We start from the raw sequence: 13,130 nt of genomic DNA on the forward strand, positions 1-13,130 counted from the left end.
TATACTAACTATGAAAGACTTTTTTTACGCGATACAGGATTTATTTGTAAACGTTCTTTTTATGCCGTTTGATGCTTTAAAAGAATTAGAACTTGAAAACTGGTTTGCAGCAAGTGCTATTTCTTGGATTTTTGTAATTATTGCCTTTGTTGCAATGGTTTACTGGATGCTTCAGCTTAAAAAATTTGATGACAACAACGAAGAAGACAAAAGCATTTCTTCGCATTCATTCCTATAAATCGAATCCAATATCTTTACGATAATTCATCTTATCAAAATGTAGTTTATCTATATTTTGGTAAGATTTTTTTATGGCCTCTTGGTAATTAGCACCGTAAGAAGTTATAGCCATAACACGTCCGCCTGTTGTTACCACTTTACCGTCTTTTAAATCGGCACCTGCATGAAATGCTATAGAGCCTTCAATAGTATCGATTCCTGTAATTTCTTTTCCTTTTTCGTAAGCTTCAGGATAACCGCCAGACACTAACATAATAGTGGTTGCTGCACGCTCATCAATTTCAATGTTAATGTCTTTTAAAGTTCCATTAGCCATGGCTAATAAAATTTCAACAAAATCATTTTTAAGTCTAGGTAATACTACTTCGGTTTCAGGATCGCCCATACGCACGTTGTATTCTATTACTTTAGGGTCGTCTCCTACTTTTATTAAACCAATAAAAACAAAACCAACGTATGGTAAATTATCTTTTTTAAATCCGTTAATTGTTGGTTTAACAATACGTTCTTCAATTTTACTTAAAAATTCGTCGGTAGCAAATGGTACTGGAGAAACTGCTCCCATACCACCCGTATTTAAACCGGTATCTCCTTCACCAATACGCTTATAATCTTTAGCTGTTGGTAGTATTTTATAATTTTTACCATCGGTTAAAACGAAACAACTAAGCTCGATTCCATCTAAAAATTCTTCAATAACAACCTTGGTACTTGCTTGTCCGAATTTCGCATCAACAAGCATACTTTTTAGTTCGGATTTGGCTTCTTCTAAATCATTTAAAATAACAACACCCTTACCAGCTGCTAAACCATCGGCTTTTAAAACATAAGGGGCTTTGAGGGTTTCTAAAAATTGATAACCCTTTTCAACAGTTTCCTTTGTGAAACTCTCGTAAGCTGCAGTAGGAATGTTATGTCGGTATAAAAACTCTTTTGCAAACTCTTTACTGCCCTCTAATTCTGCCGAAACTTTTTGTGGACCAATTACTTTTACGTGCTTAATAGCATCGTCGTTTAAAAAATAATCATGAACACCCTGTACCAATGGATCTTCGGGGCCTACAACAACCATTTCAATTTGTTCTTCTAAAACAAGGTTTTTAATAGCAGGAAAATCTGTAACGCCAATATTTACGTTTTTAGCAATAGCGGCTGTACCCGAATTACCAGGTGCTACAAATAAATTTTTACATAACGGACTTTGTGAAATTTTCCAAGCAAACGTATGTTCTCTTCCTCCAGAACCAAGAATTAAAATATTCATTGTATTATTTTTTATTAAGCTACAAAAATAAGGGGATTTTACAATTTGCCACGAATTAGTTCCTGTTTTTTTCTTTTTATTTGAAGAATGAAACCGGTTTTATCTTTAGCTTTGTTTTTGATTCTGTTTTAATATTTATTTCTTTTGAATTTATTCAACATATCACTAAAACTAAATGGCTTCCCGATGAATGAAGCCAAACGTGTTTTAAGCCGTATTCAAAAAGAAAACCAAGGTTCTATAGAATCGCAAATACATGCTCGAAAAGAAGCTATTGTTGCATATCATTTAAAACATAATTCGTTTTATAAATCGCTTGCTAAACACGCTGATATCAACGATTGGAATAGCTTACCCGTTTTAACAAAACGCGATTTACAGCAACCTTTAGCCAATAGACTGTCTGATGGTTTCACGCTTAAAAATGTTTTCATTAACAAGACCTCAGGATCTTCTGGAGATCCTTTTATTTTTGCAAAAGATAAATTTTGTCACGCCTTAATCTGGTCTGTTTTTATAGATAGATACCAATGGTTTAACATTGATTTAAATAGCTCGAAACAAGCCCGTTTTTATGGCATTCCTCTAAACAAAATAGCATATTACAAAGAACGTATTAAAGATTTATTTAGTAACAGATTTCGGTTTTCGGTTTTCAATTTAAGTGATGCTGAGTTTGAAAAAAACCTAGGCATATTTAGCAAAAAACCATTTGATTACATTAATGGTTATACCAGTGTTATAGTACAATTTGCTAAGTTTTTAAAAGAAAAAAATCTCGTTTTAAAAACAATTTGTCCCACGCTAAAAGCATGCATAGTTACCTCTGAAATGCTTTTTCCAGACGATAAAATACTTTTAGAAACCCAATTCGGGATTCCTGTAATAAATGAATACGGGGCAGCAGAATTAGGTCTTATTGCTTTCCAGAACAAAAAAAACGAATGGATTGTAAACAACGAAGATTTGTTTGTTGAAATTTTAGATGCCAATAATAATCCGTTGCCAAATGGAGAGATTGGGCGCATTGTTATTACTTCACTTTACAACAAAGCACACCCTTTTATTCGTTACGATTTGGGGGCATTAGAAACTACAAGTACTTTACAAAAACCCATTTTAAAATCGCTTGTTGGGCGCACCAGTGATATTATTTATTTGCCTAGCGGAAAAAAAGCCGCAGGATTAACCTTTTACTATGTTACCAAAACAATAATTGAAGATAGTGCCTCTGTTAAAGAATTTGTTATAGAACAACTTAAAATAGATACTTTTAAAATACGTTATGTGAGTGATTCTATACTTTCTCATGAAAAAATTACCCAAATAAACAAAGCAATTGAAACTTATTTAGAACCCAATTTAAATATAGAATTTCAAAGAGAATTGGTTTTAAACAGATCTAATAGCGGTAAACTGAAACAATTTAAATCGTATTTATAGAAACGGTATATTTTGGTTTTACTAAAAAGTATTCGGTTAAAAATAAAACCATAAACCAAAGAGATTTTAGGGTTGAAAAGCCCAATCCCTGCTTATAAACTCTGTAATTATACTTTAACAAATAGAATTTTTTCGATGACATTGAGTTTGCTCTAACTCTATAATAAGCCAAAGATTCTTGTATGCCTTTTGCTGGTTTTCCTGATGCTTTTACAGCATTTAACCATAATAGCCAGTCTTGGCGTTTTCTTAAATTATACGTCGTTATTTTGCCTAAAACTGAAGCGTTATAAACGCCCGTTAAATTGCCAATGTAATTACACTTTAAAAGTCGGTGATAATTTAAAATGGGCAAAGCTTTAATTAATTTGAATTTCGGATAACCTTTTTCATCAATTAATTCATAGCTCGAAAAAGAAACGAGGCTGTTGCTTTGAAGCATAAAATGAATTTGGGTATGTAGTTTATGAGGTTTCCATAAATCGTCTGCATCTAAAAAGGCAATAAATTCGCCTTGAGAAGCTTCGATGCCTCTATTTCTTGATGCAGCAGCCCCCAGATTTGAATCATTAATTAAAAGCTTAATTTTAGTGTTTGATGCGCTGTATGTTTGTGCCATTTGAACCGTGGCATCGTTAGAAGCATCATCAATTAAAATTAATTCCCAATGGGTGTAGGTTTGATTTAAAACGCTTTCAATAGTTTCAGAAATAAAAGCTTCCGAATTAAACATGGGCGTTATTATAGAAACTAAAGGTTTCAAGTAAGTTTAATAAGCTTTCTCTTCGCCTTTTACAGCGTTAAGAAATGTTTGAATGATGATTTTTATATCTAACAACAAAGACCAGTTTTCAATATAAAAAATATCGAACTTAACACGATTAATAATGTCTTTGTCGCCTTCAATTTCACCTCTAAACCCACTTATTTGTGCCAAGCCTGTAATACCCGGTTTTACAAAATGACGCACCATAAATTTATCGACACGCTGGGAGTATAAATTAGTGTGAGAAACCATGTGTGGTCTGGGGCCAACGACAGACATATCGCCGAATAAAACATTAAAAAATTGCGGGAGTTCGTCTATACTTGTTTTCCGAATAAAGGCTCCAACTTTAGTGATTCGCAAATCGCCTTTTGTTGCTTGATGTAAATGCGCATCTTTATTAGGTGTCATCGATCTAAATTTAAAACAATCGAATTCCTGGTAATTAAAGCCGTTTCGGGACTGTTTAAAAAACACAGGACCTTTAGATTCAAGTTTTATGATAATGGCTAAAATAGGTGTTAACCAAGACAGAATAAATATAATAACAAATGAAGCAAATAAAATATCAAAAAGACGTTTAATAACCTTGTTAACAGATCCTTGAATTGGAATTGTTCTTAGAGATAAAATTGGAATATATTCGTAATACTCATATTTCAATTTTTTAGAATAAATATCTTTATTATCGGGTATAAACTTTAATTCTCTTAAGTTATTATCTGCAAAATCAATGAGTTTATTAATTTGCTTATTTGTCAGATCTGCGACCGAAAAATAAATTTCATTAATATCATTCTCTACAATAAAGTTAAAACATTTTTGTAGTGAAAAATCTTCTTTGGTTGGCTTAAATTGTTTCTTGAATTTATATCCAAAATGCAACCTAGTTTTAAAAATTTTAATAAGTTGTCTGGTTTTTTCTGTATCACCTATTACAATAACATTTCTTAAATTACCTCCCAAGGCTTCTCTATATTTATTTAAAAGAAAAAAGAACAATAATTTGAAAAATGAAACAACAAGGAAAACAACAAAAATATAGTTTCCTAAAGCTAATCTACTAATAGAAGGTTGTTTAAAAAAACCGATATAGGCATATAAAATAATGCAAAAGAATATAATTTGCCTAAACAACAAGGTTACAATCTGGATAATTTTAGTGTGTCTTTGTACCTCGTAAAATTGATTTTTAAAAGCTATTATAATCCATGATATTGAGGCGTATGAAAGAAAAACATATATATTATTTAAATTAATATCAAATAAAAACAAACAGCCTGTTATAATAGCTAAATCTATTAAATATGAAATAGGTTTTAAAAACCCTGAATAACGACCTTGTTTAAATGTACTCAATTTAATTCTTTATGTGATTTGTAAAGTCTTTATGTTCGCTTTTAAATAAGTCTTCTTGAGAAAATGTTTTGAAATAATTAAAAGTAATTTTCATTCCTTCCTCTCTGCCTACTTTTGGTTCCCAATTTAATATTTTTTTTGCTAAACTTATGTCAGGTTGTCTTTGTAAAGGATCGTCGACAGGTAAAGCTTTATAAACTACTTTTTGATGGGTATTTGTAAGTTTAATAATTTCTTCTGCAAATTCCTTAATTGAAATCTCGTGAGGGTTACCAATATTTACAGGATACGAATAATCACTTAATAACAAACGATAGATACCCTCTACCTGATCATCGACATAACAAAACGATCTGGTTTGTGACCCATCACCAAATATAGTTAAATCTTCGCCCCTTAAAGCCTGACCCATAAAGGCAGGAATTACACGACCGTCGTTTAATCGCATTCTAGGCCCGTAGGTATTAAATATACGCACAATTCTGGTTTCTAATCCGTGAAATCTGTGATATGCCATTGTAATGGACTCCTGAAAACGTTTTGCTTCATCATAAACACCTCTGGGTCCAATGGTATTCACATTGCCATAATAATTTTCAGTTTGTGGATGCACTAAGGGATCTCCATAAACTTCAGATGTTGATGCTATAAGAATTCTGGCTTTTTTAGCTTTTGCTAAACCTAACAAATTGTGTGTGCCTAGCGAACCCACTTTTAGAGTTTGAATGGGTATTTTTAAATAATCTATAGGGCTGGCAGGTGATGCAAAATGTAAGATATAATCTAGTTCACCATCAATAGAAACAAACTCTGTAACATCGTGTTCTATAAACTGAAAATTGGGGTGATTGTGTAAATGATACAGGTTTTTTTCATCTCCTGTAATAAAATTATCCATACCAATAACAAAGAACCCTTCATTTATAAAACGGTCGCATAAATGCGAACCTAAAAATCCAGCTGCTCCTGTTATTAAAACCTTCTTCATTAATAAAATTTTCTAAATTCTAGTTCCGCTTCCTAATTTATAGCAAATAAAACCAATTTTTTCTAATTCGGCGGTGTTTAATATACCTCTTCCATCGAAAACAAAAGCTGGTTTTAGCATATTATCGTAAATTTTTTGCCAATCGAAAGTTTTAAACTCATCCCATTCTGTTAATACAGCAATGGCATGTGAATTTTGAGTGGCGTTATAGGGATTATTTTGAACTTTTAACAACGATCTGTTCTCTTCGTTGGTTCTTGTGTTTAAATATTCTAAATCGGCGTAAATGCGCTCTTCTGTAACTTTGGGATCGTAAACCTCAATATGTGCTTGCTCACTTAATAAATTATCTGCCACTTTTATAGCTGGAGATTCTCTGGTATCGTTGGTATCTTTTTTGAAAGCCCAACCTAAAAAGGTTATTTTTTTACCAGAAACCGTATTGTATAATTTGGTTATTATGTTATCTGAAAATCGGTTTTTTTGATAATCATTCATAATAATAACTTGCTCCCAATAATCGGCAACTTCATTTAAACCATACGATTTAGCAATATAAACTAAGTTTAAAATATCTTTTTGAAAACAAGATCCGCCAAAGCCAACAGATGCTTTTAAGAATTTAGAACCTATCCGGCTATCCATTCCAATGGCTTTTGAAACCTCATCGATATCGGCACCTGTTTTTTCACAAATAACCGACATGGCATTTATTGATGATACACGTTGAGCTAAGAAGGCGTTTGCCGTTAATTTAGAAAGTTCAGAGGACCAAACGTTGGTTGTTAAAATGCGTTCTTTTGGTATCCAATTAGCATAAACATCAACTAATGATTGAATGGCTACTTTTCCAGCTTCTGAAGTATCGCCTCCAATTAGAACCCGATCTGGCATTAATAAATCTTCAACAGCGGTGCCTTCGGCTAAAAACTCAGGGTTTGACAATATTTGAAATTGAACTCCATTACCTGTATGATCTAAAATATTTTTAATTGCTGAAGCTGTTCTAACAGGTAAAGTAGATTTTTCTACAACAATTTTATCTTGTTTAGCTACTCTGGCTATTTGACGTGCACAAAGTTCGATGTATTTTAAATCGGCGGCCATCCCTTTACCTTTACCATAGGTTTTGGTTGGCGTATTTACAGATATAAATATCATATCGGCCTCATCAATAGCCTGATCTACATTGGTAGAGAAAAACAGATTCCGTCCTCTAGCTTCTTCTACAATTTTGTCTAATCCTGGCTCAAAAACGGGAAGTTTATTTAAATCGTTATCATTCCATGCTGCAATTCTCGATTCGTTAATATCGACAACAATCACTTTTATATGTGGGCATTTCTGTGCAATAACTGCCATGGTAGGACCTCCAACGTAGCCTGCTCCAATGCAACAAATAGTTTTAATTTTCATTATATTTTAAATAACTAATTGTTTTACAAACTTATCTAAAACTTCCTGTTGAGAAAATTTTTCTTTTACATACTTTTTAGCATTTGTTCCAATATCTATAGTTAATTGTTTATTTTCTCTAAGATTTACAATACAATTAATAATATCGGTTACTGATGAACCATCAAAGTAAAATCCCCCTTGAGATTCAGCAAGTACGGTTGCTACCTCACTTTTCATATTTCCTGTCACAATTGATGGTTTGCCACTTGCCATCATTCCTAATAACTTCGAAGGCATGACGGTATCAATAACATCTTTCTTTTGAAACAAAACATGAACGTCTGCACTTCTTAATAATATTGGTAAATCTTTAAAAGGAACAAGATTGTAATGTCTTATAAAGCTATACTGATTTAATGCAGAAACTATAGTAGCCTTTTCAGCTCCTTCTCCAACAATTATAACTTCAATATCATCAAGATGATCTAACTTTTTAATAAAATCAATAAAAAAATTCCAATCTTGTTTAGCTCCTATATTTCCAGAATATAAAATTTTGAACTTATTGGAGTTTAGGTAAGGATGGAGACTTTCAAAAGGTTTGTCAAATAAAGAAACATCGATCCAGTTAGTAAGATAATAAGTATTAGATTTTGTCTTTTGTTTCAATTTATTCATCATGCCGTGACTTATAGTTGAAACTACGTCTGCTTTTGAAAGTATTTTTTTTTCTAAACCCATTAAGATTTTAAATATTCTTATGGAATTTCCTTTTAATAAACCAGAATCAATGGCTGCATCAAACTCAAAATCTTGAATATGAATCCATAATTTAGAATTATATCTAATCTTTAAAAACCAACCTAATAAAGCAGAGGTTGTAAAAGGCACTATGGCAATAACAACATGTGGCTTAGATAGTTTAAAAAGATTAATAAAATTACCAAATGTAAAACTAATAAGGTGAATGATTCTTTTAGAAAAAGTTGGATTACTTGGAACATATTGCTTACTCCTTAAAACTTTAACTCCGTTAATTACTTCTTTTAATAAATAAGGTTTTGATTTATATTCTTCACTAATTTTCCATTGAGGATAATAAGGGAAACCAGTTATAACAGTAACATCAAAACCTTTATTTACTAAGTATTCTGCTTTTTGAGTCGTATACAAACCAATAGCGCTATCTTCCGGGTAATAGTTTATTCCTATAATACTAATCCTTTTATTCAATTTCTCTTTTCTTTAAAAATTTAGCTGGTGATCCAGCATATATTGAAAAAGCCTTTAAATCTTTAAAAACCGAACTTCTAGCTCCAACTACAGTTCCTGTCTCAATTAATACTCCCGGAGCAACAAATACATCGGTAGCTAACCAACAGCCATCCTCTATTACAATTTTCTTAGCATAAATTGGAAAATTTCGTTTTGTATAATGGTGAGATCCTGTGCAAATATAACTTCTTTGAGATATAACTGTATTAGAACCTATTTTAATATCTCCAAGTGAATATAAAACTACATTATCACCTATCCAACTATAATTTCCAATACACACTTTCCACGGATAAGTAATTTCTGCAGAGGGTCTTATTATTACTTTTTTTCCAATTCTAGCACCAAATAAACGTAATAGAAAACGACGCCAACCATACATGACTTGCGGAGATGGTTTAAATAGTAAGGCATAAACTATCCACCACAATTGAACAACTATTTTAGTTTTTCCCCGAAAGTCCCTTGGTGTAAAATATTTACTTAAATCTTGGATTTTATTAATTGGGTTATTCATTTATAATTTTTATAAAATTATTCATAAAGTTTTTAACTCTATAATTATTTTTTGCAAAATTATAATTATGTTCACCGACAGAGTTAATAAGTTTATGATCTTCATTTAACTGAGTGATTTTTGAAGCGATACTTGATGCGTTTCTTTTCTCAACAAAAAAACCATTTATTCCTTCGCTAAAAATATCTGGAATTCCTGCATGACGTGTAGTTAATATTAAATTACCAGTTGCCATAGCTTCTAAAATTGAAATTGGTTGACCCTCCATTTCATAATAGGTAGGGAGCACAAAAATATTTCCCCATAATAATAATTCCTTTTTAGAATTACCAGAAACGACACCACAATAAGTAACATTTTTTAATTCTCTAAAGTATCTTTCTGTAAGTTCCTTGTGTTTAGCATCTATATTACCAGCTATTTTTGCTTCATAGTTAAATTTATGTTGCTCTAATATTTTTAAGGCCTCTAATAAATCGAATATCCCCTTTTCTTCCATCAAATTACTTAAAAAAATAATCTTTATTTTTTTATTTGCCTTTTTAACTTTATCAAGAATATTGTTTACAAATAGATAATCTTCTACAAAGTTATATAAAACAAAAATCTTTTCATCTTTTATAAATGGAGACATATTGCCTTTTAGAGATTCAGATAATACTATTCCTTTTGATGTTTTATCTAACAACCATTTGAAAATTGTTTTTCGTATGCCTTTTAACTGTGAAAACTCCTTTCCTAAGTAATTACCATGAACATGAATTATTATTTCTTTTCCTAGAAGTTTACTTAATAAAATGAATATTGCGTACTTAATAACTCCAAAAAAAGTTTGACCTGGAGTAATATATACCATATCAACTTTAAGTATTTTATAGGCCTGAAAGTTAAGTTTAAAAAAGAATAAAGCTTTTTTTAAGGAAAACGCCCCAAGATTTTCCTCAAACTTGTTGTAGGATGTATTTATGGTTTCAATCCTATGACTATTAATTTCTTTTAACTTTTCAAGGACAACTTTATTAGCAAGAGAAACACCCGTTGTAGGCTCAGGCAATGGACCTATTAATAACAATTTATTTCTTTTATTTTTGAAATATAATCTACTATAATAACTAATAAAAAAAGAAAACACCAAGACCCCGGCTTCTCTTTCTAATATATTCTCAATTAGCATATTCCCAAAAAAAATTATAAGTAAACAAATAAAAACTATATCCTTAGATCTAAAAGCCAATTTCAATAGAAAAAAACAATAAAACAAAAATATAGAAAGACCGAACAAACCTGTTCTAATTAAATAGCTATTGTATTGATTATGGGAATTAAAATTCACAACAATTCCATTAGATAGTTTAGTAGTAGTCTCTGATAATATTTGCATATCATCTCCCGTTCCTACACCAAACAAAGGATTGTTTTTAAAAATTTCAAACGTAGCCTTAATAAGAACAATTCTAGTTCCTATTGAAGTCTTAGGGTCATTAATGCTTTGTTCAATTTTTTTAAGCTCTGAAAAACTATTTCTATCAAATCTTGGAAGATAAATTACCAAACCAAACAATAATATTATCCCACCAAACATCGTAATAATACCATTTTTTTTTAAATTCCCTTTTAATGTAACCAAAAATAGTAGGCTTGTTACTATTATTAAAATTATAGATGCCCTTTTGTTCATTACTGCCAATAGTGACAAAGAATAAAAAATGTTAATTATATAAAAAATAAAATATTTTGACTTAGTTTTTAATGCACCCTGAAAACTTAAAATAATACTTATTATTAGCAATAATGCTAGATATAAAGAATGGATTTGATACTTTTCCCATATTATTTTATCAATTAACGTTATATAATGTTGAATTAAAAATATCAAAGACTCACCCTTTATTAAAAAAAAATACAAAAAGACAGTAGACGAAAATATAACTATGGAAATTATAAATGCACTGTCAACTTTTCTTTTATTTATTTCATTCAATGATTTTTCTGGTAACATTGAAAAAAATAAAGGATAAAAAAATAAAGATAAACCTGTTTGGATTTGTGAAAAAGCTCTATCTAAATTATTAGAATGAATAACTCCTAATAAAATTATCAGATATGGAACAGACATTAAAACAAGATATTTAAAATCCATTTTCTTAAAGTTTCTTAAAGAAATAATTCCGAAAATTACGATTGGTATAAATTTGAAATTACTAGGGAACAATAAAATAATAGCGTTTAAAATTAAAGCTGTGGTTAAATATTTTTGATTCATTTTCATTTTTTTAAACTAAAAAAAATGATTCGCTCTAAAAATTTTGGAATAAAATAAATTCCTAAAAAAACTCCTACAAAGTATGCAAACCCATTAGTTAAATCTCCCCGAAGCAAAAAAATCAAATGAACAGCAAAATAAAAAGCTGTTATTTGTTTTGCAAAATCATTAGACTTTAACCAGCTTAAGAAAAATTTAAAAGAATAAGCCAATATAAAAGCAAATAAAACAACTCCAAAAAGACCAAAATCAATATATGCTTCTGAAACTATAGAGTTTGATAAATTATTAAAAACAAATCCATAGTCATTTATTAAATGGTCTCCTATTAATTCCCCTGTAGATATTGGCTTTGTGCTCCACAAATTCCGTGGAACAAAAAACAATAATGCTGACAATAGCTGAGATCCAAAAGAAAGTCCATTTTTCTCCGTATAATCTATGGTGGCTAAAATGTTCGCATAAGCATCATAGTGTAATGTTTGATAAGCAGAAGTAATACCGCCAAAACGATTGTAAGATTTAATTAATTCTTCTGGATTAGAAATAATTTGACTTAAATTTGCATCAATATGAGTTAATGTTGACAGAGCAGGAAATAGAACTACTAATGAAATGAACATAAAGAGAAAAAAAGTTGAGTTTCTGTTCAATAATTTAGGATAAAATAAAAATATAAGAGTAATGTAAACGGGGCCTAACAAATTTCTTTTTTCATTTAATGGGTTTTTTAAAAAAACAAAAGCGATAACCAATAACATTAAAATTAATAATACAATGTACTTATTTACTTTATTTTTATGATTTTCTTTTAAATAGCCATATGCATGTATTATACCTCCAAATGGAATCATAAAAATTACTTTTGATTTAACAAGGTTAGCAGCAACGCTAATACTCTTAGACGATTTCTCATATGTTGAACTAGCAATATCAAGAATAACGCTATTATAATATATCACGATCACTAAAATTGTTACTATAAAAATATTAAGAATAAAAAATGGTTTAGTAGCTAAAAATAAAGGTTTTGAATATTTTGGGATTATGTTTTTGGTAAATAAAAAATAAAAGATTACAAAAGACAAAATGAAAATTAAGATTATAAAATTTGCATATATAACTTCAGACTCAGCATAAGGATACCTAGTCATAAATTGCGTGGAATGTAATTTGAAAGATGAAATTTGTACAATTGGAGCAATTATCAAAAACAAATAAAAGAAAACAATAAAACAAGTTAAAAAAGGAGAAAACTTTTTTTCAATTTTCAAATGATAATAAAAAATAAAAGATATCACAAAGAAATTAATAAAAAAAGAAAACCAAACAAGTAAGGAGGCTCTAAAACTTAAAAAAGCTAATGCACCAATTAAAATATATATAAATATTAAAAATGTATTTAATTTAATTTTCACTTAATTATTGCTTTATGTTTAACATTTTCCTTTTATATAATTTTAAATTAGGCAATATAAAAAATAAAAATACTTATTTCAGTCTTACTGAAATAGTTTACTTATAGTATATTACTCTTAACCTCTATTTTTTCTATTAATTATTCTCTGATAAAAATTTATAATTAAAAAATAAAAAGTATACATATAAATTAGCTAC

Annotated in this window: 11 protein-coding genes; 2 read left to right on the forward strand and 9 right to left on the reverse strand. The window is 29.8% G+C overall.

Annotation, left to right across the window (positions count from 1 at the left end; genetic code table 11):
* Window positions 1–10: 10 nt before the first annotated feature.
* Window positions 11–238, forward strand: coding sequence for a DUF6341 family protein (locus AW14_RS03500; protein WP_044637558.1), 228 nt, complete (start codon window positions 11–13; stop codon window positions 236–238).
* Here the strand turns inward: AW14_RS03500 and purD are convergent.
* The gene (purD, locus tag AW14_RS03505) at window positions 233–1,504 is read right to left on the reverse strand and encodes a phosphoribosylamine--glycine ligase (RefSeq protein WP_044637559.1); all 1,272 of its coding nucleotides are present in this window, start codon (window positions 1,502–1,504) and stop codon (window positions 233–235) included. The two genes, AW14_RS03500 and purD, sit on opposite strands and share 6 nt — an antisense overlap.
* Before the next feature lie 144 nt (window positions 1,505–1,648).
* Between purD and AW14_RS03510 the strand changes: the two genes are divergently transcribed.
* Window positions 1,649–2,947 (forward strand): phenylacetate--CoA ligase family protein, encoded by a 1,299-nt coding sequence (locus AW14_RS03510; protein ID WP_044637560.1) that lies wholly within the window; start codon window positions 1,649–1,651, stop codon window positions 2,945–2,947.
* Here the strand turns inward: AW14_RS03510 and AW14_RS03515 are convergent.
* From AW14_RS03515 to AW14_RS03550, 8 genes are read right to left on the reverse strand one after another with little or no spacing between them, the layout of a single operon-like run.
* Complete coding sequence (locus AW14_RS03515) at window positions 2,931–3,710, reverse strand: glycosyltransferase family 2 protein (RefSeq protein ID WP_084708753.1); 780 nt, start codon at window positions 3,708–3,710, stop codon at window positions 2,931–2,933. The genes AW14_RS03510 and AW14_RS03515 overlap by 17 nt on opposite strands.
* 6 nt (window positions 3,711–3,716) lie before the next feature.
* Window positions 3,717–5,072, reverse strand: a complete 1,356-nt coding sequence (locus AW14_RS03520; RefSeq protein WP_044637562.1) for an undecaprenyl-phosphate glucose phosphotransferase — start codon at window positions 5,070–5,072, stop codon at window positions 3,717–3,719.
* Window position 5,073: 1 nt separating this feature from the next.
* Complete coding sequence (locus AW14_RS03525) at window positions 5,074–6,060, reverse strand: UDP-glucuronic acid decarboxylase family protein (RefSeq protein WP_044637563.1); 987 nt, start codon at window positions 6,058–6,060, stop codon at window positions 5,074–5,076.
* Window positions 6,061–6,072: 12 nt separating this feature from the next.
* Entirely contained in the window at window positions 6,073–7,476 is a 1,404-nt protein-coding gene (locus tag AW14_RS03530) for a UDP-glucose 6-dehydrogenase (protein WP_044637564.1), read from the reverse strand.
* A 6-nt stretch (window positions 7,477–7,482) separates the two neighbouring features.
* A complete protein-coding gene (locus tag AW14_RS03535; protein ID WP_044637565.1) occupies window positions 7,483–8,691 on the reverse strand; it encodes a WcaI family glycosyltransferase in 1,209 nt (402 codons plus the stop codon).
* Window positions 8,684–9,250, reverse strand: a complete 567-nt coding sequence (locus AW14_RS03540; protein ID WP_044637566.1) for a putative colanic acid biosynthesis acetyltransferase — start codon at window positions 9,248–9,250, stop codon at window positions 8,684–8,686. Before AW14_RS03540 ends, AW14_RS03535 begins: the two co-directional genes overlap by 8 nt.
* Window positions 9,243–11,519, reverse strand: coding sequence for a glycosyltransferase (locus tag AW14_RS03545; protein WP_044637567.1), 2,277 nt, complete (start codon window positions 11,517–11,519; stop codon window positions 9,243–9,245). Before AW14_RS03545 ends, AW14_RS03540 begins: the two co-directional genes overlap by 8 nt.
* The gene (locus AW14_RS03550; protein ID WP_052647420.1) at window positions 11,516–12,931 is read right to left on the reverse strand and encodes an O-antigen polymerase; all 1,416 of its coding nucleotides are present in this window, start codon (window positions 12,929–12,931) and stop codon (window positions 11,516–11,518) included. The genes AW14_RS03545 and AW14_RS03550 overlap by 4 nt, the downstream gene beginning before the upstream one ends.
* Window positions 12,932–13,130 lie beyond the last annotated feature (199 nt).

The sequence above is a fragment of the Siansivirga zeaxanthinifaciens CC-SAMT-1 genome (genome assembly GCF_000941055.1).
GTDB lineage: Bacteria > Bacteroidota > Bacteroidia > Flavobacteriales > Flavobacteriaceae > Siansivirga > Siansivirga zeaxanthinifaciens.

Excerpts from the sequence above, each read along its gene's own strand:
- AW14_RS03545 (WP_044637567.1), bottom strand. The coding sequence starts at position 11,519 with ATGAAAATGAATCAAAAATATTTAACCACAGCTTTAATTTTAAACGCT.
- purD (WP_044637559.1), bottom strand. The coding sequence starts at position 1,504 with ATGAATATTTTAATTCTTGGTTCTGGAGGAAGAGAACATACGTTTGCT.
- AW14_RS03525 (WP_044637563.1), bottom strand. The coding sequence starts at position 6,060 with ATGAAGAAGGTTTTAATAACAGGAGCAGCTGGATTTTTAGGTTCGCAT.
- AW14_RS03540 (WP_044637566.1), bottom strand. The coding sequence starts at position 9,250 with ATGAATAACCCAATTAATAAAATCCAAGATTTAAGTAAATATTTTACA.
- AW14_RS03530 (WP_044637564.1), bottom strand. The coding sequence starts at position 7,476 with ATGAAAATTAAAACTATTTGTTGCATTGGAGCAGGCTACGTTGGAGGT.
- AW14_RS03500 (WP_044637558.1), top strand. The coding sequence starts at position 11 with ATGAAAGACTTTTTTTACGCGATACAGGATTTATTTGTAAACGTTCTT.